General features: G+C 46.2%; 27 protein-coding genes and 1 tRNA gene. 21 read left to right on the top strand and 7 right to left on the bottom strand.

Annotation, left to right across the window (positions count from 1 at the left end):
* Window positions 1–145: 145 nt before the first annotated feature.
* Both K2Y22_04505 and K2Y22_04500 read right to left on the bottom strand, forming a co-directional pair.
* A complete protein-coding gene (locus K2Y22_04505; GenBank protein MBX9877698.1) occupies window positions 146–637 on the bottom strand; it encodes a transposase in 492 nt (163 codons plus the stop codon).
* A 60-nt stretch (window positions 638–697) separates the two neighbouring features.
* Window positions 698–1171, bottom strand: a complete 474-nt coding sequence (locus K2Y22_04500) for a hypothetical protein (GenBank protein MBX9877697.1) — start codon at window positions 1169–1171, stop codon at window positions 698–700.
* A gap of 119 nt (window positions 1172–1290) precedes the next feature.
* Between K2Y22_04500 and K2Y22_04495 the strand changes: the two genes are divergently transcribed.
* The 6 genes from K2Y22_04495 (at window position 1291) to K2Y22_04470 (ending at window position 10761) form a co-directional block, all read left to right on the top strand.
* Window positions 1291–2052 (top strand): NAD-dependent deacylase, encoded by a 762-nt coding sequence (locus tag K2Y22_04495; GenBank protein ID MBX9877696.1) that lies wholly within the window; start codon window positions 1291–1293, stop codon window positions 2050–2052.
* Between the two features lie 409 nt (window positions 2053–2461).
* Entirely contained in the window at window positions 2462–5305 is a 2844-nt protein-coding gene (locus K2Y22_04490; protein MBX9877695.1) for a ribonucleoside-diphosphate reductase subunit alpha, read from the top strand.
* A gap of 248 nt (window positions 5306–5553) precedes the next feature.
* The gene (locus tag K2Y22_04485) at window positions 5554–6705 is read left to right on the top strand and encodes a ribonucleotide-diphosphate reductase subunit beta (GenBank protein MBX9877694.1); all 1152 of its coding nucleotides are present in this window, start codon (window positions 5554–5556) and stop codon (window positions 6703–6705) included.
* A gap of 183 nt (window positions 6706–6888) precedes the next feature.
* Complete coding sequence (locus K2Y22_04480; protein ID MBX9877693.1) at window positions 6889–7149, top strand: DUF4160 domain-containing protein; 261 nt, start codon at window positions 6889–6891, stop codon at window positions 7147–7149.
* A gap of 2 nt (window positions 7150–7151) precedes the next feature.
* The gene (locus K2Y22_04475) at window positions 7152–7403 is read left to right on the top strand and encodes a DUF2442 domain-containing protein (protein ID MBX9877692.1); all 252 of its coding nucleotides are present in this window, start codon (window positions 7152–7154) and stop codon (window positions 7401–7403) included.
* Between the two features lie 73 nt (window positions 7404–7476).
* Window positions 7477–10761 carry a PDZ domain-containing protein gene (locus K2Y22_04470; GenBank protein MBX9877691.1) on the top strand — a complete coding sequence of 1095 codons (3285 nt, stop codon included), beginning with the start codon at window positions 7477–7479 and terminating at the stop codon, window positions 10759–10761.
* A gap of 153 nt (window positions 10762–10914) precedes the next feature.
* Here the strand turns inward: K2Y22_04470 and K2Y22_04465 are convergent, their stop codons facing one another.
* The 5 genes from K2Y22_04465 to K2Y22_04445 all read right to left on the bottom strand — a co-directional run bounded on the left by K2Y22_04465 (window position 10915) and on the right by K2Y22_04445 (window position 14814).
* On the bottom strand, window positions 10915–11337 hold the full coding sequence (locus tag K2Y22_04465) for a four-helix bundle copper-binding protein (GenBank protein ID MBX9877690.1): 423 nt from the start codon (window positions 11335–11337) through the stop codon (window positions 10915–10917).
* A 67-nt stretch (window positions 11338–11404) separates the two neighbouring features.
* Window positions 11405–11797: a hypothetical protein gene (locus K2Y22_04460; GenBank protein MBX9877689.1), complete on the bottom strand. Its 393-nt coding sequence runs from the start codon at window positions 11795–11797 to the stop codon at window positions 11405–11407.
* A gap of 39 nt (window positions 11798–11836) precedes the next feature.
* Window positions 11837–12526, bottom strand: a complete 690-nt coding sequence (locus K2Y22_04455; protein ID MBX9877688.1) for a hypothetical protein — start codon at window positions 12524–12526, stop codon at window positions 11837–11839.
* Between the two features lie 63 nt (window positions 12527–12589).
* Window positions 12590–14101 (bottom strand): glycerol kinase GlpK, encoded by a 1512-nt coding sequence (glpK, locus tag K2Y22_04450; GenBank protein ID MBX9877687.1) that lies wholly within the window; start codon window positions 14099–14101, stop codon window positions 12590–12592.
* Between the two features lie 71 nt (window positions 14102–14172).
* Entirely contained in the window at window positions 14173–14814 is a 642-nt protein-coding gene (locus K2Y22_04445) for a pyroglutamyl-peptidase I (protein ID MBX9877686.1), read from the bottom strand.
* A 96-nt stretch (window positions 14815–14910) separates the two neighbouring features.
* On the opposite strand from K2Y22_04445, the gene K2Y22_04440 reads away from it, so the two are divergent.
* The 15 genes from K2Y22_04440 to K2Y22_04370 all read left to right on the top strand — a co-directional run bounded on the left by K2Y22_04440 (window position 14911) and on the right by K2Y22_04370 (window position 23827).
* Window positions 14911–14993: transfer RNA gene (locus K2Y22_04440), tRNA-Leu, on the top strand.
* A gap of 117 nt (window positions 14994–15110) precedes the next feature.
* A complete protein-coding gene (locus K2Y22_04435) occupies window positions 15111–15431 on the top strand; it encodes a hypothetical protein (GenBank protein ID MBX9877685.1) in 321 nt (106 codons plus the stop codon).
* Window positions 15431–15661 (top strand): hypothetical protein, encoded by a 231-nt coding sequence (locus tag K2Y22_04430; GenBank protein MBX9877684.1) that lies wholly within the window; start codon window positions 15431–15433, stop codon window positions 15659–15661. Before K2Y22_04435 ends, K2Y22_04430 begins: the two co-directional genes overlap by 1 nt.
* Before the next feature lie 927 nt (window positions 15662–16588).
* The gene (locus tag K2Y22_04425; GenBank protein ID MBX9877683.1) at window positions 16589–16801 is read left to right on the top strand and encodes a hypothetical protein; all 213 of its coding nucleotides are present in this window, start codon (window positions 16589–16591) and stop codon (window positions 16799–16801) included.
* A 20-nt stretch (window positions 16802–16821) separates the two neighbouring features.
* Window positions 16822–17463 (top strand): hypothetical protein, encoded by a 642-nt coding sequence (locus K2Y22_04420; protein ID MBX9877682.1) that lies wholly within the window; start codon window positions 16822–16824, stop codon window positions 17461–17463.
* A complete protein-coding gene (locus K2Y22_04415) occupies window positions 17460–17975 on the top strand; it encodes a hypothetical protein (protein ID MBX9877681.1) in 516 nt (171 codons plus the stop codon). Before K2Y22_04420 ends, K2Y22_04415 begins: the two co-directional genes overlap by 4 nt.
* Window positions 17972–18436 carry a hypothetical protein gene (locus tag K2Y22_04410; GenBank protein MBX9877680.1) on the top strand — a complete coding sequence of 155 codons (465 nt, stop codon included), beginning with the start codon at window positions 17972–17974 and terminating at the stop codon, window positions 18434–18436. Before K2Y22_04415 ends, K2Y22_04410 begins: the two co-directional genes overlap by 4 nt.
* A gap of 6 nt (window positions 18437–18442) precedes the next feature.
* The gene (locus K2Y22_04405; protein ID MBX9877679.1) at window positions 18443–20644 is read left to right on the top strand and encodes a hypothetical protein; all 2202 of its coding nucleotides are present in this window, start codon (window positions 18443–18445) and stop codon (window positions 20642–20644) included.
* Complete coding sequence (locus tag K2Y22_04400) at window positions 20604–21056, top strand: hypothetical protein (GenBank protein MBX9877678.1); 453 nt, start codon at window positions 20604–20606, stop codon at window positions 21054–21056. Before K2Y22_04405 ends, K2Y22_04400 begins: the two co-directional genes overlap by 41 nt.
* Before the next feature lie 10 nt (window positions 21057–21066).
* Window positions 21067–21837: a hypothetical protein gene (locus tag K2Y22_04395; protein ID MBX9877677.1), complete on the top strand. Its 771-nt coding sequence runs from the start codon at window positions 21067–21069 to the stop codon at window positions 21835–21837.
* A gap of 532 nt (window positions 21838–22369) precedes the next feature.
* On the top strand, window positions 22370–22561 hold the full coding sequence (locus K2Y22_04390; protein ID MBX9877676.1) for a hypothetical protein: 192 nt from the start codon (window positions 22370–22372) through the stop codon (window positions 22559–22561).
* A 286-nt stretch (window positions 22562–22847) separates the two neighbouring features.
* The gene (locus tag K2Y22_04385; protein ID MBX9877675.1) at window positions 22848–23054 is read left to right on the top strand and encodes a hypothetical protein; all 207 of its coding nucleotides are present in this window, start codon (window positions 22848–22850) and stop codon (window positions 23052–23054) included.
* Window positions 23041–23322: a hypothetical protein gene (locus tag K2Y22_04380; GenBank protein ID MBX9877674.1), complete on the top strand. Its 282-nt coding sequence runs from the start codon at window positions 23041–23043 to the stop codon at window positions 23320–23322. Before K2Y22_04385 ends, K2Y22_04380 begins: the two co-directional genes overlap by 14 nt.
* Complete coding sequence (locus K2Y22_04375) at window positions 23322–23531, top strand: hypothetical protein (GenBank protein ID MBX9877673.1); 210 nt, start codon at window positions 23322–23324, stop codon at window positions 23529–23531. The genes K2Y22_04380 and K2Y22_04375 overlap by 1 nt, the downstream gene beginning before the upstream one ends.
* Window positions 23532–23677: 146 nt before the next feature.
* Window positions 23678–23827: a hypothetical protein gene (locus K2Y22_04370; GenBank protein MBX9877672.1), complete on the top strand. Its 150-nt coding sequence runs from the start codon at window positions 23678–23680 to the stop codon at window positions 23825–23827.

Genomic DNA, 23827 nt, shown 5'->3' with positions numbered 1-23827 from the left:
TTGTCTCAACGGATCGAAGATGGGTATAGTGTTGCTCTGTCCTGCGTACGCGCATTGCATGCGCCCGGTTTTGGATCAACGGATCGAAGAGGGAATTGGTGTTCTTCTGTCCTGCGTAGGGGCGCATTGCATGCGCCCGTTGGGATCATACGTTCGTCTTTTGATAGGTCATCCATTGACTCCATGTTTCCTGATCCAGGCTCCAGCTGACAGCATTGGTTGCGATGTATTCTCGTATGCGAAATAGATCCTCTTCGTCCCGGATGACATGCTCGAAAAAATTTCTTTGCCATAATTGATCATGTCCGAGTGTTCGCGCATGCGAAGTTGTTTTTGCTTTGAATGCAGCTAGTATTCTTGATAATGGCTTTTTCGAGGGATTGTTGGATTCCAGCCAAACAATTCCGTGCAAGTGATTGGGCATTACTACAAAGTCATCAAGTGAGACGAATGGATAATCATTGGACAGATTGTTCAAACAGGTTTTAACCAATTGTCCCAATTCGTTTAATTGAATTTCCGGACCATCGATTTCGCCGAATAAATGCGTTCGGTTATATGTGCAGATGGTTATGTAGTAAGCGCCGGCTTGGGAATAATCGAAACCAGGTATGCGGATGCTCCGTCGTTTTTTCATAAGACGATCCTCCACGGGCGCATGCAATGCGCCCCTACGCAATTTAATTAGTAGCTACAGCTATCCCTGTGGTTTTAACCCTTTGAGGATAGCAATATCCTTGTGTACTTCTTTGAATCGGTTGTCCACATGAGTTGAGTATGTGCCGATTGACTTGACCATTGTTTCGATAATGTCATTGCTAAGTTGTTCTTGCTTGGAAAAACCTGCTGCCATTTCTGCTCGAACACTGGCCACATTGTTAGCCATTGTTGCTCGCAATCCGGAAATGTCGGATTTCATCAAATCCCTCAAGTTATCTATGCGGTTGTCTAGGCGATTGAAACCCGAGCCAGTTTCTCTTCGAACATTGGAGAATTCGGCATCAACTTTCATCATATTGTTTGCCATTTCTTCCTGAACGTTAGAGAACTCTCTGGACATATCCGTTCGTAGACCAGAAATATCTAATTGCAAGCTATCGATACGGTTATCCAGGCGATTAAAACCTGAATGCATCTCTGAAAGGATTTGATTCCCGAGATCTGTATCCATAATGAATTCTCCTAACGCGATCATATACCAAGTACGTCGACTGGCCCCTTAGGTCTATTTATATAGACGGTCAAGAGCTTCAAAAAGTTCAAAACGGCGTTGGGAATTAATCCATTAATATGGAAGCGATGAAGGAATTGATTGAAAAGACGGCGCAATTGTTGACAACCGTGAAGTCCGTGGTTGTTTTTACTGGCGCGGGGGTGTCTAAGGAAAGTGGTATTCCTACATTTAGGGATGCACAAGAAGGGCTGTGGGCGAATTATGATCCGCAGACGTTGGCCACACCGGAAGGGTTTGCGGCGAATCCGCCACTTGTGTGGCAGTGGTATGAATGGCGGCGGCAAAAGGTAAGGGAAGTTGAGCCGAATGCTGGGCATTTGGCGATTGCGAAATTGGCGGAGCTGGTTCCGGAATTAAGTGTCGTCACACAAAATGTCGACGGACTTCATGCGCGTGCGGGCTCAAAAGAAGTTTTGGAATTGCATGGCAGCATTGAGCGGCACTTTTGCTTTGACAAACATCACCCAGCCGAAAATATTGAAGATGGATTGGAAGAACCGCCGCTTTGTCATTGCGGGTCGATGCTTAGACCGGCAGTTGTTTGGTTTGGCGAATCGTTACCGGCAAAAGTTTTGGACGATGCTTTTAGGCTTTCCAAAGAATGTGACTTGATGTTTGTCGTTGGCACGGCCGGTGTTGTGTATCCAGCAGCATCACTTCCTTATATAGCGAAAGACGCCGGCGCCAGAGTCATTGAAATAAATCCGGAGCCGACACCTATCACTGATATAGCTGATGTATTTTTGCCAGGATACTCCGGGCAAGTATTGCCACAGATTGTTACGACGTTTGAAAAGATCACTGGATCTCACCCATGATCGATCTCGATCGGATCATTTCGGGTGAGATCTGTATATGGAGTTTTTCCAGATCAGATGTATATGGAATTCTCCAGGTGGAAAAAATACTTTTTTGACACGTTGTCGACTTGTTGTATATATTATGAATATAGTAGTGGCCGATCAGCAATACGAATTGTTTTTCTTGATCGGGCCATAGCGATATCTGATCGGATCGCCGAAGATCCTCTCCCAGCTAATGATCACAGACTCGATCATCGTTATAATTTTCCACAGTCGTTTTTCCATAATCCGAAATTATGTAAGGCGCTTTTTGTGAGGGCTTTTTCCGCGAGTTTTTTGCTCGCGAAAAAACTCTTTACTCATTTCTCATCATACATACAATAGACAGTAACTACTTCGCCAACCGCTATAAGGGGAGACCACAATGAGCCAACAAGTTGAGCAAATTGGCCAAACAAACGCATCGAATGACACGGTGGCCGGTAACCCTTATAGCCTTTATAAGGTGATTCGCCGCACTGGGCAGGTTGTACCCTTTGACCCGAGCAAAATTGCTGTCGCCATGACCAAGGCTTTTTTGGCAACCGAAGGCACCCACGGATCAGAAAGCTCGCGCGTGCGTGACTTGGTTCAAAAGTTGACCAATCAAGTTGTAGAGACTCTGATGCGCCGCCAACCAACCGGTGGTTCGTTGCACATTGAACTAATTCAAGACCAAGTTGAACTTTGCCTGATGCGCGCCGGTGAACAAGAAGTCGCTCGCCGCTATGTTCTTTATCGTGAAGAGCGTGCTCGTGAACGCGTGCGCCAGCAAGAAGAATCAGGCGAAGGTCCGCAACTTAAGATTTCGGTGGCGATGCCGGATGGTCGCAAACAACCATTAAATGTCGCCCGCTTGCAGACAGTCATTGAAGAATCCTGTAAGGGTTTGGGTGATGCTGTTTCCACCAAAACAATTTTTGAAGGAACAGTCAACAATCTATATGATGGAATTCCGGAAGTAGAAGTATTCCAATCGGCTATTCTTTCAGCCCGCACATTAATTGAGCGCGACCCGGCATATTCGTATGCAACCGCTCGCTTGCTGCTCGATCAAATCAGACGCGAAGTTATTGGTGAGCCCGTCACACACGCCGAGATGACCAAGCGTTATCCCGAATATTTTGGCGACTATATAAAGATAGGAATTGACGCTGGATTAATTGATCCGAAAATGGCTCAGTTCGATCTCAAGCAAATTGGTAACGCCATTAATGCTGACCGCGATTTGGATTTCCAATATCTCGGATTGCAGACCCTGTTTGACCGCTACCTCATCCACGTTGATGGCAAGCGCATTGAATTGCCGCAAGCTTTCTGGATGCGCGTTGCAATGGGTCTGACATTAAATGAAGTAGATCGCGAAGCTCGCGCTATCGAGTTCTATGAACTCTTGTCCAGCTTCGACTTTGTAAGCTCAACCCCGACACTTTTCAATTCCGGCACTCATCGCCCGCAATTGTCTTCTTGCTTCCTAACAACAGTCGGCGACGATCTCGAAAGCATTTACGATGCGATGAAAGACAACGCATTGCTTTCTAAATTCAGTGGCGGCTTGGGCAACGACTGGACGCCAGTGCGTGCACTTGGCGCTCACATTGCCGGAACCAACGGTAAGAGCCAAGGTGTTGTTCCATTCTTGAAAGTCGTCAACGATACAGCCGTAGCTGTTAACCAGGGCGGCAAGCGCAAGGGCGCTGTTTGCTGCTACCTCGAATCCTGGCACTTGGACATCGAAGAGTTTCTTGAATTGCGCAAGAACACAGGTGATGACAGACGCCGCACTCACGATATGAATTCGGCCAACTGGATTCCGGATTTGTTCATGCAACGCGTCATGGAAGATGGCGAGTGGACATTATTTAGTCCTGACGATGTTCCGGATTTGCATGACTTGCACGGACCAGCTTTCAAGGAAGCTTACGAGCGTTACGAGAAAATGGCTGCTGAAGGCCGCATCAAGTTGCACAAGAAAGTTGCAGCTGTCGGTCTCTGGCGCAAGATGTTGTCCATGTTGTTTGAAACAGGACATCCTTGGATTACCTTTAAAGATCCATGCAACATGAGAAGCCCGCAACAGCACGTCGGTGTTGTGCACTCTTCCAATCTTTGCACGGAAATTACTTTGAACACCAACTCCAAAGAAATTGCCGTTTGCAACTTAGGCTCAATCAACTTGGTTAATCACATTACCGAGAAGGGTCTCGATGTAGCAAAACTACAGCGCACATGTAAAACAGCTATGCGCATGCTCGACAACGTAATTGATATCAACTATTACAGCGTCGGCAAAGCACGCAATTCCAACCTGAAACATCGTCCAGTCGGACTAGGCTTCATGGGCTTCCAGGATGCGCTTTTGAAACTGCGTATTCCTTATGCATCTGATGCAGCAGTTGAATTTGCCGACAAGAGCATGGAAGCAATAAGCTACTTCGCCATCATGGCGTCAAGCGAATTGGCCCGCGAGCGTGGCACTTATTCCACATACAAAGGCTCCCTTTGGGATCAAGGCGTATTGCCGATTGATAGTTTGGAAATTCTGGCTAAGACGCGCGGTAAGTACATTGATATTGATCGTACGTCCGCTATGGATTGGACACCAGTGCGCGAGCACATCAAGCAATACGGCATGCGTAACAGCAACTGCTTAGCGATTGCACCAACCGCCACCATTTCCAATATTGCAGGCGTCAGTCAATCAATTGAACCGACTTTCCAGAACCTCTTTGTGAAGTCGAATCTCTCCGGTGACTTCACCGTGCTCAATGCTTATCTTGTTGAAGATCTCAAAAAGATTGGCATGTGGGATGAAGTGATGGTTCATGACTTGAAGTACTTTGATGGTTCAGTCAAACCAATCGACCGCATACCGGCAGACTTGAAAGCATTGTACGCAACTGCTTTTGAAGTTGATCCGAAGTGGCTAATTGACGCGGCAGCACGCAGACAAAAGTGGATCGATCAAGCACAAAGCTTGAACCTCTACATGTCCGAGCCGTCCGGTCGCAAACTCGATGATATGTACAAGCATGCTTGGTTGCGCGCGCTGAAGACGACTTATTACTTGCGGACTCTATCTGCAACAAACGCTGAAAAATCAACAGTACAAACATCAGCGTTGAATGCGGTGAAGAGCGTACCGGTGACACAAGTTGTTGCTCCGGTACCGGCAACGGATATCAAAGCATGTTCGATAACTGATCCGGACTGCGAGGCGTGTCAGTAATGATTTCGGTTTTGTAGGGGCGCATTGCATGCGCCCGGCGGGTGAATTAACTTGCCAAATCAGCGATATATACATACAATAGTATGGTATATATCTTTAGTAGGGGTGGATGGTTGCTTGACGTTTGAGTGAATGAAGCGAAGCAAGAGCTGTGATGAACAGGTCGCTGCTGAGCAAACGCGGGAAGCTGGACAGCAAGCGAAGGTGCAGGCGATGCCGAAACCGGAGCGTTAAAAAGAGAGGCATAAATGCTTAATTTCGAGGGTTTAGGACAGGGTTTGGCACAGGCAGTAGCTACTCCTCCGACTCCGGCTACCCCGCCGGCTCCAGTCATAAATGGTGGTGCCGGTTATACGGGCGCTGAAGTGATTGGAATGGACTCTCACCGCATAACAGTCGACGAGAAGGCAATCATCAATTGCAGAGCCGATTTGAACCAATTGGTGCCCTTTAAATACGACTGGGCGTGGCAGAAGTACTTAGATGCGTGCGCCAACCACTGGATGCCGCAAGAAATTAGCATGAGCCGCGATATTGCTCTCTGGAAAGACCCAAATGGTTTGACCGAGGACGAGCGTCGAATTATTAAGCGCAACCTCGGCTTTTTCTCGACTGCCGATTCACTCGTTGCTAACAACTTAGTATTGGCTATCTACAGACACATTACTAATCCTGAGTGCCGTCAGTATCTTTTGAGACAAGCTTTTGAAGAAGCTTTGCATACGCATGCTTACCAGTACGTTGTTGAAAGTCTTGGCTTAGACGAAGGCGAAATCTTCAACATGTACCGTGAAATTCCAGGCATTCACGCAAAGAATGCTTTCGAAATGCAATTTACTACGGAGCTTGCTGATCCGAATTTCAAGACTGGCACATTTGCTACAGATCAGCGCTTGCTTCGTAACTTAATTGGTTTCTACGTAATCATGGAAGGCATCTTCTTCTACGTAGGCTTTGTGCAAATGCTTTCATTCGGTCGCCAAAACAAGATGACCGGAGCATCGGAAGAATTCCAATACATTCTTCGCGATGAGTCGATGCACCTGAATTTTGGTATCGACGTCATCAACCAAATCAAAGCTGAAAATCCACATCTCTGGACACCGGAATTCCAACAAGAAATGGTCGACCTCATCAAGCAAGGCGTCGATCTCGAATACAAGTACGCCGAAGACACCATGCCGCGCGGAGTATTAGGACTCAACGTCAACATGTTCTACGACTACTTACGCTTCGTAGCCAATCGCCGTTGCAAGCAAATTGGTCTACCTGAGCAATACGCCGGCGCCAAGAATCCATTCCCATGGATGAGCGAAATGCTGGACTTGAAGAAAGAGAAAAACTTCTTCGAAACCCGCGTAATCGACTACCAAGTCGGCGGAGCCTTGAGCTGGGACTAAGTTGCTCCGGGTATAATGAAAATGTAGGTGGCGAACCACAGGCGCAGGACCGCTTTTATAGCGGTCCTTCTCTTTTGTAAAATTGGCAGATTAATTCGCTTTGGCATTTAATCTACCAATTGAACTTTTTGTACCTCTTGACCGTTTTACCTATAGACGGGTCTAGTTGGTGCAGGAGGTCATATGCCGGAAATTAGTCGTTTTTTGGGTATCAGTATTGTCATGTACTACAATGATCATGAGCCCCCTCATTTCCATGTTCGATACGCAGAGCAAAAAGCAATAGTGAACATTGAGACACTCAATCTCAAAGAAGGGCAGTTATCTCCGAGAGTCTTAGGACTAGTGATGGAATGGGCATCATTACATCAACAAGAGCTAACTGAAAATTGGAACCTTGCAAGAGAGCACGAACCGTTGAAGCAAATCGATCCGTTGGAGTAAAGATGTTGAAAGACGTTATAGAAGTAAAGCCGCTTGGTGATTATCGTCTCTTCGTTCGATTTGAAGACAATGTTTCAGGAGAGATTGATCTTGCTGAATTGATTCAATTCAACGGTGTTTTTGAACCGCTTCTAGACACATGCAAATTTCAAGAAGTCTCTGTAAGTAAAGAGCTTGGAACTATCTGTTGGCCAAACGGTGCTGATGTTGCTCCTGAAGTTCTATACGAGAAGCTGTTGCAAAATCACTCCTAAAGATTTAAAAACCTGACCTGATTGTGTAGTCTATAAGGACTTGTCCTTGGGCAAATAGTCAGGAGAGATGCCAATGAGCGTCAAAGGTTATTATCGCTTCCCTACAATTTATGCTGACAACATAGTCTTCACGTGTGAGGACGATCTTTGGTCGGTACCTTCTGAGGGAGGAATTGCTAGGCGCCTGACAGCCGGTAAGGGTGTTAGCTCGATGCCGCGTTTTTCGCCGGATGGTAAGCGAATTGCTTTTATCTGCACTGAAGAAGGCAATCCGGAAATTTATGTGATGCCGGCAAAGGGTGGTGACCCCAAGCGAATTTCTTACTTGGGAACATATGTCCACCAACTGTCCGGATGGACAAAAGATGGCAAGGAAATTTTGTTTGCGTCGAATTACCGCTCAGCTTTCATCAATGCCATGCAGCTTTATGCAATTGATGTAGAAACAGGTGCGGTAAGACCTTTCAATTACGGCGACGGACAAACCATCTCCATGGGTGATGACAATGCCACAGTTATTGGTCGCAATAACAGTGATCCTGCCAGATGGAAGAGATATCGTGGTGGACTTGCCGGAGATCTTTGGGTTGATGCCAAAGGTAAAGGTGAGTTTGAGCGTCTTATCGAGTTAAAAGGTAACTTGGTCTGTCCAATGTGGATTGGGCAGCGCGTCTATTTCCTGTCTGATCACGAAGGTGTAGGAAATATCTATTCGTGCGAATCCAATGGCTCGGATCTAAAACATCATAGCGATCACGACGAATACTATGTCCGCTATCCGTCTACAGACGGCAAGCGTATCGTCTACACAGCCGGTGGCGACATCTATGTGTTGGACACATTCGATAATTCGGTGCACCGTCTTGATGTACTAATTCCATCGGCGCCTACACAGTCAACAAGAAAATTTGTCCCTGTCGCTGATCGCTTGGAGCACGTCTCGCCACATCCAAAGGGACATTCGGTCGCTCTCATCTCTCGCGGTCAGCCTTTCACGATGCCGCTTTGGGAAGAAGCACCAATTCAACATGGTGTTGGCAGTCGTGTGCGTTATCGCTTATCCGAATGGCTCTCCGACGGAAAACGCTTTGCCGTTGTAAATGATCAACCTGGTCATGATCAAGTTGAAATTCATTATGCTGACCAGAGTGAAGAACCTGTTGTCGTCACTGCTGATCAAATTGGTCGCATAACAGAACTTGTGCCGTCTCCCAAAGAAGACACAATTGCAATTGCCAATCATCGCCAAGAATTGTTTATTCTGGATGTGAAGGCTAAGATAATGCGCAAGGTGGACGAAAGTGCATCCGCGCGAATATGTGATCTTGCTTGGTCTCCGGATGGAAAATGGCTGGCTTACAGCTGGAGCCCGGATCTTTATTTTGAAGACTGGGAGCGCATGAAATTCTCCATCATTCGTATACTTGATGTCGCGAATGGTAAAAAACACGATGTGACAGATGCTCTGCGCACGGATTACTGCCCTTCGTTTGATCCTGAAGGCAAGTATCTGTACTTCATCGGTGTGCGTGATTTCAATCCTGTTTATGACGAGCATCAATTTGAATTGAGCTTCCCGCAGGCAGCCCGTCCTTTCGTTGTGCCTCTTAAGAAGGACACGCCATCGCCATTTATCAAAAAGCCGATGCCTATTGCAGGTGAATTACCGGTTGAGGCAAAGAAGGATGATAAAAAGGCGGAGAAGGAAAACGGTAAAGACGATGTGCCGCCAGTCGAAATCGACTTCGACGGTATAAGCAGCCGCATTCTGGCATTCCCTGTCGAGGAAGGTCGCTACCCGAAGCTTGTCGCTGTAAAAGACAGAGTGATATTTACCAAGCTTGCTGTGAAGGGTATTCGCCGCGACTTTGATTGGTTGGGTGAAGGCGCCAATTTAGGAACACTGATGGCTTATGATCTCAAAGATCAAAAGTTGGTGACCATAGCGTCTGATGCCGAAAAGATTAGACTTGCTAATGATCATCGCAGTTTGTTCTACAGAAGCAGAAACAAAATCAGAGTTGTCGATGCTTTGGCACCGTTGTCTTCAGATGCGCCAGCTGCCGTTTCCGATGAAGTGGGACGCAAGAGTGGTTGGGTTGACCTCGGACGCGCTCATGTCCTTGTTGAACCTAAACAAGAATGGCAGCAAATGTATGATGAAGCTTGGCGCATGCAAATCGACCAATTCTGGGACGAGAAAATGTCCGACATTGATTGGCCGTTTGTTCATAAGCGTTATGCGAAGTTGCTTCCGCTCGTTAGAACGCGCAGTGAATTGTCCGATTTGATTTGGGAAATGCACGGCGAGCTAGGAACATCTCACGTCTACGAATTCCTTGGCGACCATCGTCATCCGCCTTATTACCAACAAGGATTTTTAGGAGCGGATATTTCCTTTGACGAGAAGAAAACTGCGTATCGCATCGATCGCATAATTCGTGGCGACTCTTGGGACAGAGGCTGTGATTCACCTCTCGCTGAGCCAGGTGTCAATGTTAACGAAGGCGAATTCATTGTCGCTGTCGGTGGACGTGCTATCCGTAAAGACTGCTCATTGCAAGAGTTGTTGGTAAATACGGGTGACAAGAATGTCGCTCTGACTATCATGTCGTCGTCTGGCGCCAAGCGACAAGTCGTCGTGAAGACGCTAAGAGAAGAGCATACCCTTCGCTATCGCAATTGGGTTGAAACCAATAGACGAATTGTGCACGAGAAGAGCAAAGGCAAACTCGGTTATCTACACATTCCGGATATGGGACCACCAGGCTTTGCCGAATTCCATCGAGGCTACTTGTTGGAAATGCACAGGATGGGTCTAGTTATTGATGTCCGCTACAATCGCGGTGGACACGTTTCCGGATTGCTCTTGGAGAAGCTTGCCAGAAAACGCGTTGGCTATAGTGTGCCAAGGTGGGGAAGACCTGTCTCCTATCCATACGAAGCTCCTTTTGGTCCTATGGTTTGTCTGACAAACGAAAAAGCCGGGTCTGACGGAGACATCTTCAGCCACGGATTTAAATTGTACAAGCTTGGACCGCTGGTTGGTAAGCGCACATGGGGCGGTGTCATCGGTATCAGTCCGAATCACCGTCTTGTTGATGGCACGATTACAACTCAACCTGAATTTTCATTCTGGTTTAAAGATGTAGGCTGGGCTGTCGAAAACTACGGAACAGATCCCGACCACGACATCGATATCTCACCGCAAGACCACGTCGCCGAACGTGATCCGCAGCTGGAGAAAGGTATTGAGTTGTTGACGGAATCGCTGGAGAAAAACCCAGTGAAGCTGCCCGACTTCAGCAAGAAGCCGAGCTTGCCAATTCCGCAACTTGTTGCGGGTGGGAAGAAGTAGTCCGTAAACATGTAAGGGCGCATGCAATGCGCCCCTACAATACTTCGGAAACGTATACGCATGCCCGCACAACGGATCGGACAAGCGCGTGTAGACGAAGACGCAGTTAACAAGGCGTAGGGGCGCATTGCATGCGCCCCCACTAATCCTACGCTAGCTCTCCTGCATCTTCTTGCAAGAATCCGCGCATTTGCGGCACTCCTCAGCGCATGCCTTCATTTCAGCGTCGTCTTTGAATTGGTCGCATGATTCGGCACACTTGCGGCATACTTCCTCGCAGAGGGCGCAGGTCTTCTTCATGAGGTCGGAATTCCTCGTCATGTAGTCCTCGCTGATTCTGCAGGCAGAAGCGCAATCTTCAAGCGCATTGATGTGCTTAGCATTTGCAAGCGCACCACCTTTTTTCTTGCTATAACTAATTGCCTTTTTGCACACCTCTCCGCATGTGTGGCACTCTTTAATGCAAGCTTGATGTTGAGCATGATCCATGGCTGATGCTGGAGCAATTACTTGAGCAGGCATCAATCCTGCCATAAGTGCAAACAACGCCACGGCAATAATGAACATTCTATTCATAAGAAATCTCCTTTGAAATAAACAAACTACGTACGGGCGCATGAAATGCGCCATTGCAAAAGCCTGTTCACATCAAAAGTGCACGATTAAGTATGTAGAGTCTGTCCGGTTTGTATTTTTCCGTATTGATAGCAACGCGCGTGGTCGTCGCCTGACGCATCAACTCTTGTGATGAAACATCAAGTACAACTTGGCGCAGGACTAAATCTGATTCTGATAATTGAGCAGTCAATTGATCTGCTGAAGCTAAGCGATCTTCCGGAGGTTGCGGTCGGGTGTTGCAATTACCTTGTTGTATCTGACAACAAGGCATTGGTTTTACCGCACAACACTTTTTGACTACTGCAGCGCAGTGGGCTGGCTGGCTCAACGTCGCTGCACAGCAGGCAGCCGGTAATGCGGCGGCTTGAAGGCTTAATGCCAGAACTAAAAGTGTTAATAGTAAGCGCTTTACTTTCATGTGGGCCATTCTATCAGGGTTTAATGCAGGCTTAGTGGATTAAAGTGGCTCAAAATCCAACAATTCATCTAACGGTTGAGTGAGATACTCTCCGTGTTTAGCCATAACCAGGTCGACCACATTGGCTGTTTTCAAAACCTGAGCTCTGGTCCAGCGTGAAAGTGGATCGGATGCTTGAAACAGCGGGCATAAACTTACAACATGCCAGATGGAGAATTCAGTTGTGGTCATATAGAGATCGTGACCGACGGAAAAGGCGCGAAATTCCCGCCTGCCAATTGAGTCGGACTGACGCGTCTCACGAATGCGTGGTTGGTGATCAGTCACGACTACTTCGTGACCGGCATGCAGACGAGCTGCGTGATTGTTGGCTATGGTGGCAACCGAATTCTTGCCTGGCACTGAGAGTACGAATACTCTTTCAATGCCGGTGTTGACGCGAAAGAGCACGATGGAATCTGCCTTCACGTAGGTAACAGCAAGAGGCGTTATGACGACTCCGCTCGCCTTAGCCACGAGCAATAGCTCGCCGGAAAATAGCTGAACACAGTCTTTGTTATAGGCTCGGAAATAGGTCTCCGGACTAGTCCGCACATTAAACCCTGGGGAGCTTTCAATCCACCCCTGATGGGCAACCGTGCCTACAGCTTGTCCGGACAGCGAATTCGCTAAACAGCCGGAAGCCATGAAAAACGACAGTAGGATAGGCGTTAGGAGCTTTAAGTCCATTGGTTAAGCCTGGAGTCTACTATTTCATTATTCCCCAAAATTATGGAGAAAGTTTGGAGGTGCTTAACGTGTGGCTGCCGGGACCTTATTCTCTTTAGGATTGGCTGCCTGGGCGAATGTAGCAAGAATAGCCTTGTGCCAGCCTGCATAATCAGCGCTTCTGTCGTGCTCTGGAACCGCAGTCAAATCGTGCTGCCAGTTGGATGACACTTCATCGAGATTGGCTATCAGCCCGGCTTTTATGCCGGCTAGAGCAGCCACGCCCCATGCCGTCGACTCCATTTGAGACGAGCGAATAACCGGAATGTGAATCAAGTCTGCCTGGAAATGCAGGAGGAATTTATTGCGTGTAGCACCACCGTCAACGCGCAATTCGGAAAGCTTGATGCCGTGCTGCTCAATATCTAAAGCAACGTCGGTAACTTGATACGCCATTGCTTCCACTGCTGCACGCACAAAATGCGCGCGAGTAGTACCGCGTGTCAGTCCGACAATTGTGCCGCGTACATCTGAATTCCACCAGGGTGAACCAAGTCCCACTAAAGCCGGTACGAAGTAGACTCCTTCATTGCTGTGCAATAAATTTGTAAATGACTCAACTTCATCGCTGGATTTGATAATACCCAATCCATCGCGCAACCACTGAATTGCAGCACCGGCAATAAAGTTGGCGCCTTCAAAGGCGTATGTAACAGGCTCACCGTCTAGCTTCCAGGCGACTGTCGTTAACAGTCCTTGTACAAGTTTGAAATTGCTGCCGATGTTAGCCAGCAAGAAACTGCCTGTACCGTAAGTGCACTTTGCCATGCCTGGCTTGAAGCAGCCTTGACCAAATAGCGCTGCTTGTTGGTCGCCCAAGTTGGAGAGAATCGGTGCTTCAAATCCAACTAGTTCCTTTTTTGTCGTACCGAAATTTCCATTGGATGAAATAACCTGCGGCATCATCGAGCGCGGAACGCCAATTTTCCCGAGCAATTCATCATCCCAATCAAGCGTCTGAATGTTGTAGAGCATGGTACGCGAAGCATTGCTTGGCTCTGTAAAGTGGCTTGCGCCACCAGTCAAATTCCAAATTATCCACGTGTCAATTGTGCCGAAAGCAAGCTGACCAGCTTCGGCAAGCTTTGCAGCACCTGGAACATTGTCTAGAATCCAGCGAATTTTCAAACCGGAAAAATATGCGTCTGGAACAAGTCCTGTTTTGTTGCGGAATAATTCTGAATCAGCAGCCTTCAATTTCTCAGCGGCTTCTTGTGTGCGACGGCACTGCCAGACAATAGCGTGAAAGATTGGTTTGCCTGTTTTGCGATCCCAGACAACAGTTGTCTCGCGCTGGTTAGTGATACCAACACAAGCAATTTCATCCGGCTGAATTCCGGCTTTTTTAATTGCCTCGCCGATGCAAGCCTTTTGCGTGTCCCAAATTTCTTCAGCATTGTGCTCAACCCAACCAGGCTGCGGAAAATGTTGCGTAAATTCGCGCTGACCAACACCCATTGATTTGCCGCTCTTGTCGAAAACAATAGCTCTGCAACTTGTGGTGCCTTGATCAATCGCCAGAATAAATTTTCCCATGGGAACTATCTCCAATTTGGAACTTGCCGCCTCGAGGCGAAAAACCAATTCTATCGTCTTGGAAAGCCGGTCTAGCGGCTAAGCCAGCTATGAGAAAACTCAACTGTTTCTACCAGAGCCTGAGCAAAATGAGTGAGAGTCTTTTCTCTGTTCCACTTTGGTTGATGCTTTTTCATATAGAGCTTCGGCTGCGGAATGTGCACGAAAAGAACCGCTGCACTACCAGGCTGCTTTTGCCAAGTAGACAGTGCCTTGTAGTAAATTTCATTACATAAGTAGGAGCCGGCGTAATTGGAAATGTCTACTGCGATTTTCTGGCTCGCCAGACGCTTTTCCAAACGCGTCAGCGGAAGGTCGGAAGCAAGTCCGGCAGGTGCTTTGGCGATAATCGGCGTATCTTGCGGTTGCCAGCCGTCATTATCTGGAATGCGATAGTCCTTTATATTGACCGCAAAACGCTCAAGGCAGAGGCGGTCTCTATCGGCTGCCAAACCAGTCATGATGAGAATCAATGGCTCTTTCTTGGATGTCTTTCCGACGGCTGAATCTAATTTCTGCCACATCTTCTTGCCCGAGCACGGCAAAATAAGCCGCTCAATTTCCAGCCATTGCTTAGAAACTTTGACCGCATCAGGCAGGCGTCCGACCACTTCTTCGCTAGGGTTGACGGCAAATTCGCCGAAAGCATTAAATCCGGTAATTAGGCATCGCATGGGTCAATTCTAGCAATTGATTACCATCCCTTAACGCCCGGCTGCCAAGACCACCCTGGATGCCAACGGCAGTGTAGAATGTTAGACCCATTTGATGCCGGAGTGGCGAAATGGCAGACGCAGTTGACTCAAAATCATCCGCCTGAAAGGGCGTGTCGGTTCGACTCCGACCTCCGGCATATCTTACATACACGCTTGATATAGGTCATCTTGAGGCGACATATCCTAAACGATATTGATCGTTCATCCATTAGATACAGCTGATCTGTTCAAGTTCTAATGCTGGAGAACATGTCATGGAAAGGAAATTTTCGCTCGATATCGATGAGAGCCAGATCACGCTTGAATCTCTTGCCCGGGATATTCGAGAACTACTCAAACTCATAGAAAACAAAATGCCGGACATAAAGAATGAGTCCGGCATAACAATCATGACCGCCATGGCAAATACAAACAGCGATTTAGCCCTTGCTCAACTTTTCCATAACTCTAATTTGCAGCCGATATTTGAGAAGAGCACGAGTTCAGCCAAAGACGGCATGAAGAACTTGCTTGATTTTTTGTACACACGCTCATTCCATCTTTTCAAAACATTGCCAAATCCGGAGAATAACTAATGGCAGGCATATCACACAAAACACCATTAAAAGCCTGGCAATGGGTCATGGATAAAGCTGGCTGGATGAATCCAACCGAAATGGCGCGAGCAAGCAATCTGTCAGACCGGACTTGCCATTCTTATGTCTATGAAGGCAAACAACCGAGCCTTGAGAAAGCAGCCCAAATCGCTCAAGCTGCCAAGATAGACCTCGATGAACTAGCCAAGCGGCTAGTCTCTGCATCTTAACAACTAAAAAACCGGCTGCACAGTTCTGCACAGTCCTGAATAGTTTTGGCTGCCAAGTGTGCAGTCGCCGTAATGCACACCAGTGCTATAAATTCGACTTGTCATATCCCATTCCTGAACAGTCTTGCACAGTTTTTCCCTATTCTTTTACGCTTTTTACTCTATTTCTTCTCTTTTTCTATTCTTCTTTTTCTTCTTTTTCTCTTTTTATTTTTTTCCAGAAAAAAGTATGCAGACTGTTCAGGTTATGTAGGGAAACCCGCCACCAGCGAGGCATAGACTAGGCTGAACAGTTTTAGACAAACTGTTCAGAAACTGTGCAGCCTATGCAGCAAACTGTTCAGGACCCCCAGCCTTTTCAAGATAGAGATGAATCATCCGATTCTTAGGGAATTTGACTCCACCTTGTCAGCCAACAATAGAATTTATTTTCTGTGTTGCACGAACCAACCGAAAATCTGTATGAAATAAAATCGGTTCATCCCAGCCAAGAAACAGCAAAACATGCTCATGCGCTGGTGGGAAAACTGAACAGAAATGCCATGAAATTGAACCGGTTTTCTCACCGTGAAGAAAACGGAAGTACGTGGTACGTATTTCCAATTAGGTGTGCATGTGTCAAGCCAATAACTTTTTGCCCGAAAAGTTTCTCTAAGAGAGTTGATACCATTCCTTAACTCTGATTAAGAAAATACTATTCCCTATAGCGCCGATATATAAGTGACACCACTCGTATTTCGATCAGTAACTGATTCCCGAAAATTAGCTGCTTTTAGTGCTTGAATCCTGAACGATAGTGCAGGATAATAACCGCATAAGAAATGACACCACTTATGGTGTCAGCGGCTGGAAGAAACTGTAAGGATCGAAAAACAAAATAGTTGGAAGTCCTTCGGGGCTTCCAGCCGCTATGGCGCGAGGAAAAACATGATTCAGAAATTGAATATAACAACGCAAGAAAGACGTAAGTCGCTCAATCCACGACGACTGATTCAGATAGAGATATTGGCTGAGCTGCCGCTGGTAGGCTGCACACGGCAGCATCAATGGGATCTATTGAATGAAATTCAAAAGCGTATTCAGTCAGCAACTGACGAGCTGGTGAATTCAAAAGAACTGACACTTACAGGCAGACCGTAACGCATATATAAGGAAGAGAAATGCCGATAGAAATTCAGACAGAGGGAAAGCTAATCGTCCGAGAAATTGGATCACAGAAAGGATTTGAAATGTCATTTGGTGGCAAATCAGTCCTGAATTCGGAAGAACTTACTAAATGGATCAGTTCAATATCACTCTTGCCAGCAAGTGAAGGCGGTTCCAAGATTCGCGAAATTATGCGGAGCCGTAACGAAGAAAAGCAAGCTGAGCTAAAGCAAGTAAATGAAGATCTTGGCTTGAATGAGCAATTAGATCCAGATTTCGTCCGTGAATGCGAAGACTTATTCGGTGAGGTTCCAGAGAATCCGCCGGAAGATGTTGACCAAATTATGGAAGCTCAGCAAGAAATGCCTGAGCCAACAGAAGCCGATAGAGCAATGGCAGATGCCATCAATATATTTGATGGACAAGCGATAACCGGCAGTGATGAGATGGGTACTGAAGGCGTTTCACTACTGATTAACACAGCCATGAGTGATGTAGGGATGGATTTTGATACAGCTAAAGACGCTGTTAGACGCATGCTTACCGCTGATTTCCAGGTGATATATGACGAAGCAAATCAAAATGTATACGGATTGACGGAAGCAAAATATCTACATGCCTTGAGCCGCATTCAGAAGGCGAGGAAGACAGCGTGATTTTTTGCGGAATTGATCCAGGGCAAAAGGGAGCAGTTGCCCTGATAGATACTAACGATCCGGAGCTTCCATTCTTTATAGACATGCCTCTGATAGATCCGGATGACAGGGATGGAATCATAACTATTGATTCTAGAAAGTTGAGTGAGGCACTTGGTGAATGGCTTGCAGGTAAGGATGTCTATGACTATGAGCTTTATGTCGAAGAGCTGTTTATTATGCGCGCTGTGCAGACGGCTGGTTTACGTACTTTCTTAGCCGATTATGGCAATGTTCTTTCAGTGTTGCAGCAAGCTGGTATTCGGTACAGGACAGTTCATCCGACGACCTGGCAGGCAGCATTGTGCAAGCCAAAGACTAAGGAAGGCTCAATTTGGCTTGCACAGAAATTATTCCCGAAAGCAAATTTAGTAAGAGATCACAGCCGAACACCTAGTGATGGCAGGGCAGATGCTCTGTTAATAGCTGAATACGGCAAACGTTTATACAAGGTTAGGAGGATAGAAAGGTGAGTATTTTAGTTCAAGATATGCAACCAGATCGCTATGCAATGGCGAAATGTAACTTAGTGATCCAGATCCAACCAGGATTTGATCTGACGGTGGTTGGCTGCCGGTTGATCAATAAGAATGGCAATATGTTTGTCGCCATGCCGCAAATTCAGTGGCAGCGCCAGGACGGGCAAACCGGACGCATGAATACGGTCAAGCTCTCAGAACAATTGCAGGCAGCAGTCCGGCAAGCTGTAGTTGCTGAATATCAGCGCCTTAATGGTGGACAGATGCAACAGCAACAACCGGCACAACAGAATCAAGGCTTTGCCGGACAAGCTCAGGGTTTTGGCAATGGGCAGCAGAATCCTGGGGGCTTTGCAAATCAGAACCAAAATCAGGGTTTTGGGCAGCAACCGATGCAACCACAAGGCAATAACTTTGCCGGTAATGGTGGCTTTGGTGGTCGGAGCGTATTTTAACCAGCCATGAATGCCGAGCAGATAGCCAAGCAATTAGGGAACGCGAAAAGAGCCGGTCACGGCTGGCTCACTCGCTGTCCCGCCCATAATGATACTCATAACAGCCTGAGTATTACCGATGCTGAAGGCAAGTTGCTCTGGAATTGCAAAACTGGCTGCAGCCAAATTGCGGTCATGGATGAGTTGAAACGACTCGGATTCATCAAGCCGATTGCCTCCGTTAAGCCAGAAAAGAAAAGCAAGAAGAAAGATGTCATAGAAACGTATGAGCGTTCCTATGATTACCGTGATGAAAATGGCGAATTGCTCTTTCAAGTCCATCGATATAAGACAGATGATCCCGAAAATCCAAAGACATTCAAGCAGCAGGCTGCAGATGGGTCATGGAGCCTAAAGAATGTCCGGCGCGTTCTATATAACTTCCGCGCTGTTTTGAAAGCCAAGGAACTCGGTCAGACTGTTTATGTCTGTGAAGGTGAAAAGGACGCAGACAATCTTATTAATCGCGGATTGGTGGCAACGACTAATTCATCTGGTGCCGGAACTTGGTCTGATAGCTATACAGAAGTTCTGACAGGCTGTGACGTTATTCTTCTGCCGGACAATGACCGCGCTGGCAGGAATAGAGTTCAGCACATCGCCAATAACCTATTCGGCAAAGCGAAGTCAATAAAGATACTTGAGTTGGATGTTCCTGAAAAAGGTGATGTATCTGATTGGTTAGGTGCCGGACACAGATTGATGGAGCTGCTGGAGCTATCAAAGAATGCTCCAGCCATGAAAGAAGCCCCAAAGGTGGAAGAAAAGAATGTTGTCCGAATCCGTGAGGATAAAGAGATCACAGGCACCGACCTGGCAAGCGCTAAGAAGTTCATTGAATACATGGGTGATGACCTGAAATTCAATGAGAACTTGGGCTGGTATGCCTGGGATCAAGGCTTCTGGAAATCTGGAAATCATCTAGGCGTACAAGAGAGAGCCAAAAAAGTAACTGATGCTTTATGGAAAGAATCAGAAACGATTGGTGAGTCAGAGCGCGAAAGCTATATGAAGTGGGCGAAGAAAACTCAGAGCAGATCAGCAATAGAAAACATGATTAGTCTGGCACGTTCAGATAAGAAGGTAAGAGTTGAAATGGAAGATTTTGACAAAAATCCAATTCTATTCAATTGCATAAATGGCATTGTAAATCTGGATACTTTTGAGCTGAAAGAGCATGACAGAAGTGAACTAATAACCAGGAAAGCGAATATCTCATTTAAGAGTGGTGCTAAGTGCCCGAAGTGGCTGGCATTTCTTGATCAGATCATGGGCGGTGATGATGAGATGACATGCTTCCTGCAAAGAGCTATCGGATATACACTAACCGGTCACATTACCGAACAGAAATTGTTCTTCTGTTATGGCGGTGGCATGAATGGAAAGAGCGTATTTCTTACTGTCTTGCAAGAAATCTTCGGAGACTATTCAAAGACAATCCGCGCTAACGCAATTATGGATCACAAGAATGATACGCAACTGGATAGCTTGTCATCGATTGTCGGTAGGCGATTCATCCGAGCTAGTGAAATTGCGGATACCGCCAAGTTGAATGAAGCCTTGATAAAGGACATTACCGGTGGCGAAATGATACCAGCAAGACTGCTTTATAAAGAACCGTTTGAGTTTAAGCCGGTCGGTAAGTTGTGGCTGCATGGTAACCACAAGCCGCGAATCAGTGGATCTGATTTTGGTATTTGGCGAAGAATTTTGCTAATACCGTTTGAAGTCACTATTCCTGAACAAGAGCGCGATCAGCACCTGGTTGAGAAGCTCTTAGAAGAACGCGAAGGAATATTTCAGTGGGCATTGATTGGTTATCACACTTGGATGGCTGAAGGACTAGCACCGCCGAAGCGTGTTACAGACGCCACGAAGGAATATGAAAAAGAAAGCGACACACTAGGCGAATTTATTAGTCAGAGAATTGAACAGAACGAATTCTCTCAAATTAAGGCAAGTGAGTTTTATCGAGGCTATCAGACCTGGTGCGAACGTAATGGACACAAGCCATGGAGTAACACCAGACTTGGCTTAGAGCTGAAACGCAGAGGCGTTAATAAGGTGAAGAAGGAATCTGGCTTTGTTTATGAAGGTATCCGATTAGTCACAGATGGGGAGAGTGAACATGAAGCTGACAGTCAGAAAAGTATTCATTTCAGTTACTAGCTTATTTGCATTGGCGTTGCCGGTACAGGCGAATACTTCTATGGTTGCTCCGCTATCTATTGGGCAAGCGGTTCAGCCAATAGTGCAGGATAGATTGAACGATACCTATTCACTTATTCATCCGAAACTGCAGTTACAGCCAGGCGTTATTGATAGTGATCCACTCCCCCCACTGAAGAAACTGGCACCCGGGGCAGACATTCAAGAAATCTATCGTGGTCCTGTTGAGTTTATGGGAACCGTTGATCTATTGCCCGGAAAGGAAACGGTGAAATTCAAAGGCAAGTTCAAAGATCGTCACCCGGTTGTCTACAAGGTATTCAGAAAAGGCAGATACGTCTGCATCATGTTCATCCCTTATCTAAGTGCCACCAGTATGGTCGCCCAGATCGTCATTCCATTTTTACTGTGAGGAAAGCGTAATGTTCATACATCGAATAATTGATCGCGCATCAGACATAGAAGTAACGGTTGGGTGTACAGATTTGAAATCCAGTCTTATACAAGCAGTGAAGTTTGTAATTGAAACCGGCCCTGTAACCGAACTACTTTCCACTCTATTAAATGATTGGAGTATTGGAAAGAATAACGAGTTTATTTCTTATGCAAGAATGCCATTTGCTCAACTCTGGATTGAATTTCCTGGTGGTTGTGCCAAACGCGATAAGCAAGGATATTTGCTTAATGCCCTGAACGATCAGGGTACTGCTTGGCAAACAATTCATTTTCTTGAAATGGCTGGAGAGATTGTTTGTTCCCCCCTTATATGTGAGTTTGATTGCGAGTCACAGATATTCAATACATCGCTAATGCGACATGCACATTCTCTAGATGATGAGTTTATTAATAGACGAACTTTCCTTGATATTTCCAAATCTGCTTTGGTTTTGTGTCTCTTGAATTGCAAGAATCTGTTAGTACCAATTGATGTTATTCCTAGCGAGAGACTTAATAAGGCTAGGCAGCGACGCGGAAAGCTTCCGCTTGTTTCCCATAAGTTATTGCGATTAAGACTAGATGTTCAAAATGATCGGTCAAATGGTTCGTCATGCAGTAACAGGGATAGTCGGCGTTTACATCTTGTTCGCGGTCATTTTAAAGCCAGGAAAAGTGGGCTTTATTGGTGGAGTCCATTTGTTAGAGGCTCCAAGGAATTAGGTCTTGTCACAAAAGACTATCTGGTAGGCGCATAACAATGACGTACCAAGACGACACAAACGAATACGGAGGCATCTGGGAGGGCACACAACCCCACGAACAAACTATCGATGACAGATTACTAGCCCATTACCAAAGAGTCATTGATACAGGCGAGGCATTACGCAGAGCGGAAGAAAGACTGAACACGTTAGAGCAAGCGTATCAAGAATTGACAGAGGAAAGGATTCAGAAAAGATGCAAGGTTGTCTTACTAGTCAAACAAATAACGGAGTTGTTCTCTCGATTGTGCAAGGAGCTAAGCAGTTTATGAAAGATAACGTCATAGATTGCATAGAGTGTGGACGACCGACACCGAAAGAAGATTTCCGGTTGTTGCGGAATCAAGCGGGTAGTTCCTATCGATCCAAGAAATGTAAGAACTGTCAGCAATTCATGGGAGCCGGCAGGAAGGATACGAGACACCTATTAAGGGTTGATGAAATCTATGACGAGATCACAGAGGAAGGAAGGTTCACGGTAATAAGACTAAAGCCAGGAGCTGGATTTTTAAGGAGTATGAAAGACATGACACCAGAAGAAATACAACAAGAAGAGAAAGAAGCCGAGAAAGATTGCCCATGTTGTGGTGGCAGTGGACCGATAAGTTCTAGATTCGGATTTCGCAAGCAAGGCAAAGACCAGAAAGCAAAGCTAGTGCCGCAGAGTCATTGCAAGAAATGCAGATCAGGAAATGGCAAAGAGGCAGAAGGGCAATGACCGAACCGGACAAGCCAATCATATGCCCGAAGTGTGGGCGGATATCGAGATGTTGCCTGGATGAATTCGAGATAGGCATGTTCCGTTACTTGCATAACGATGGTGAGTCTTGTTTAGCGAACCCTGGTGAACAACCAGAAGAAAAGAAAGGAGGTTGGAAATGGTCACGGTGAGAACAGTAATAGATACGAGTATTAGATGTTGTTGGTTAGTCGTGGCTGTTTACGCCGTAAGTAGTTTGGACAACATAGCCAGAGCAATTAACGCATTACATTAAGGAGGACAAGTGAACGAGTTACTAGATCAGATTTTGAAAGTTATAAATATCGTGCTGGATGTAACGATAACAGTTGTTTGCTTCAACTTCGGTGCCCGATTCGATAGGAATTGCACACGAAACGAAGCCACCAATAGAACAATCGCCAACGAACTTGGCGAACTTAACGACACACTAAACGAAATGATGGAGGAAACAGTAGATGGACTCCGGTGAATTCATAGCCTGTTTCTTAGGCAGTGCTACAGGCACAGTATTCGTAATAACAGCAATGAAGGTAGTAGATATCTTCAAGCAAGAAATGCTTGCTGACAAGCTATTCAATGAGCGCTTCGATAACTTGTGGCAACAGAAGTGCGACGAAGCTGCAGCTCAAGAAATCCGCATCATCAATGAAAGCCCTGACCTGATGCCGTGTATCAAAGAAAACGAAGATCAGAAGATGCGAGAGCGTCATATCAATAGAATGTGGAGGAAGGCATAATGCCGCAATTAGTAGTTCTAACCACCAAGCTCAGAGAGCTTATCCATTGCAATGCTAGCAAAGAAGCACAACTGCAAGAATGCGATCAGCTAGATAAGCAGTTTGATGAATTGCTGCATGTAGTTGGAAGGCTGGCATTAGTTGGCGACAATGCCGAGATGCTTGGTCCGTTGAAAGGTGAAGCACAAGGGATCTTGTTGAGGTTCTGATGTCGTACTCAGAAAGATTGAAATTAATGGCATCTCTGCAAGAACGGAGAGTTGCTCTTGTTCAAGAGATAAGGATGATCAATTTCAATCTAAGGCAATTACAGAAACTTGATGAACTTGAATGCGAGAACGACTGGTTATAACTGATGCAAAGGAAACAATTCATTCGTTCACTTGAAGCCATGCCAAAGACTGATCAGGAATTGAAGGACATAGAAGAACGACACAAGTTAATGGCAAATAGAGGACATTGGATAGTTACCCCGGACGGAAAGAAGAAGAGAATCGACAAATGA

It is taken from the genome of Candidatus Obscuribacterales bacterium (assembly GCA_019744775.1).
In the GTDB taxonomy this organism is placed as follows: domain Bacteria; phylum Cyanobacteriota; class Vampirovibrionia; order Obscuribacterales; family Obscuribacteraceae; genus SBAT01.
Note: the sequence above shows the minus strand (reverse complement) of the source record. Positions and strands in the feature narration are given on the sequence as shown.

Coding starts and splice junctions, on each gene's coding strand:
- K2Y22_04505 (MBX9877698.1), bottom strand. CDS start 637: ATGAAAAAACGACGGAGCATCCGCATACCTGGTTTCGATTATTCCCAA.
- K2Y22_04500 (MBX9877697.1), bottom strand. CDS start 1,171: ATGGATACAGATCTCGGGAATCAAATCCTTTCAGAGATGCATTCAGGT.
- K2Y22_04495 (MBX9877696.1), top strand. CDS start 1,291: ATGGAAGCGATGAAGGAATTGATTGAAAAGACGGCGCAATTGTTGACA.
- K2Y22_04490 (MBX9877695.1), top strand. CDS start 2,462: ATGAGCCAACAAGTTGAGCAAATTGGCCAAACAAACGCATCGAATGAC.
- K2Y22_04485 (MBX9877694.1), top strand. CDS start 5,554: ATGCTTAATTTCGAGGGTTTAGGACAGGGTTTGGCACAGGCAGTAGCT.
- K2Y22_04480 (MBX9877693.1), top strand. CDS start 6,889: ATGCCGGAAATTAGTCGTTTTTTGGGTATCAGTATTGTCATGTACTAC.
- K2Y22_04475 (MBX9877692.1), top strand. CDS start 7,152: ATGTTGAAAGACGTTATAGAAGTAAAGCCGCTTGGTGATTATCGTCTC.
- K2Y22_04470 (MBX9877691.1), top strand. CDS start 7,477: ATGAGCGTCAAAGGTTATTATCGCTTCCCTACAATTTATGCTGACAAC.
- K2Y22_04465 (MBX9877690.1), bottom strand. CDS start 11,337: ATGAATAGAATGTTCATTATTGCCGTGGCGTTGTTTGCACTTATGGCA.
- K2Y22_04460 (MBX9877689.1), bottom strand. CDS start 11,797: ATGAAAGTAAAGCGCTTACTATTAACACTTTTAGTTCTGGCATTAAGC.
- K2Y22_04455 (MBX9877688.1), bottom strand. CDS start 12,526: ATGGACTTAAAGCTCCTAACGCCTATCCTACTGTCGTTTTTCATGGCT.
- glpK (MBX9877687.1), bottom strand. CDS start 14,101: ATGGGAAAATTTATTCTGGCGATTGATCAAGGCACCACAAGTTGCAGA.
- K2Y22_04445 (MBX9877686.1), bottom strand. CDS start 14,814: ATGCGATGCCTAATTACCGGATTTAATGCTTTCGGCGAATTTGCCGTC.
- K2Y22_04435 (MBX9877685.1), top strand. CDS start 15,111: ATGGAAAGGAAATTTTCGCTCGATATCGATGAGAGCCAGATCACGCTT.
- K2Y22_04430 (MBX9877684.1), top strand. CDS start 15,431: ATGGCAGGCATATCACACAAAACACCATTAAAAGCCTGGCAATGGGTC.
- K2Y22_04425 (MBX9877683.1), top strand. CDS start 16,589: ATGATTCAGAAATTGAATATAACAACGCAAGAAAGACGTAAGTCGCTC.
- K2Y22_04420 (MBX9877682.1), top strand. CDS start 16,822: ATGCCGATAGAAATTCAGACAGAGGGAAAGCTAATCGTCCGAGAAATT.
- K2Y22_04405 (MBX9877679.1), top strand. CDS start 18,443: ATGAATGCCGAGCAGATAGCCAAGCAATTAGGGAACGCGAAAAGAGCC.
- K2Y22_04400 (MBX9877678.1), top strand. CDS start 20,604: ATGAAGCTGACAGTCAGAAAAGTATTCATTTCAGTTACTAGCTTATTT.
- K2Y22_04395 (MBX9877677.1), top strand. CDS start 21,067: ATGTTCATACATCGAATAATTGATCGCGCATCAGACATAGAAGTAACG.
- K2Y22_04390 (MBX9877676.1), top strand. CDS start 22,370: ATGACACCAGAAGAAATACAACAAGAAGAGAAAGAAGCCGAGAAAGAT.
- K2Y22_04380 (MBX9877674.1), top strand. CDS start 23,041: ATGGACTCCGGTGAATTCATAGCCTGTTTCTTAGGCAGTGCTACAGGC.
- K2Y22_04375 (MBX9877673.1), top strand. CDS start 23,322: ATGCCGCAATTAGTAGTTCTAACCACCAAGCTCAGAGAGCTTATCCAT.
- K2Y22_04370 (MBX9877672.1), top strand. CDS start 23,678: ATGCAAAGGAAACAATTCATTCGTTCACTTGAAGCCATGCCAAAGACT.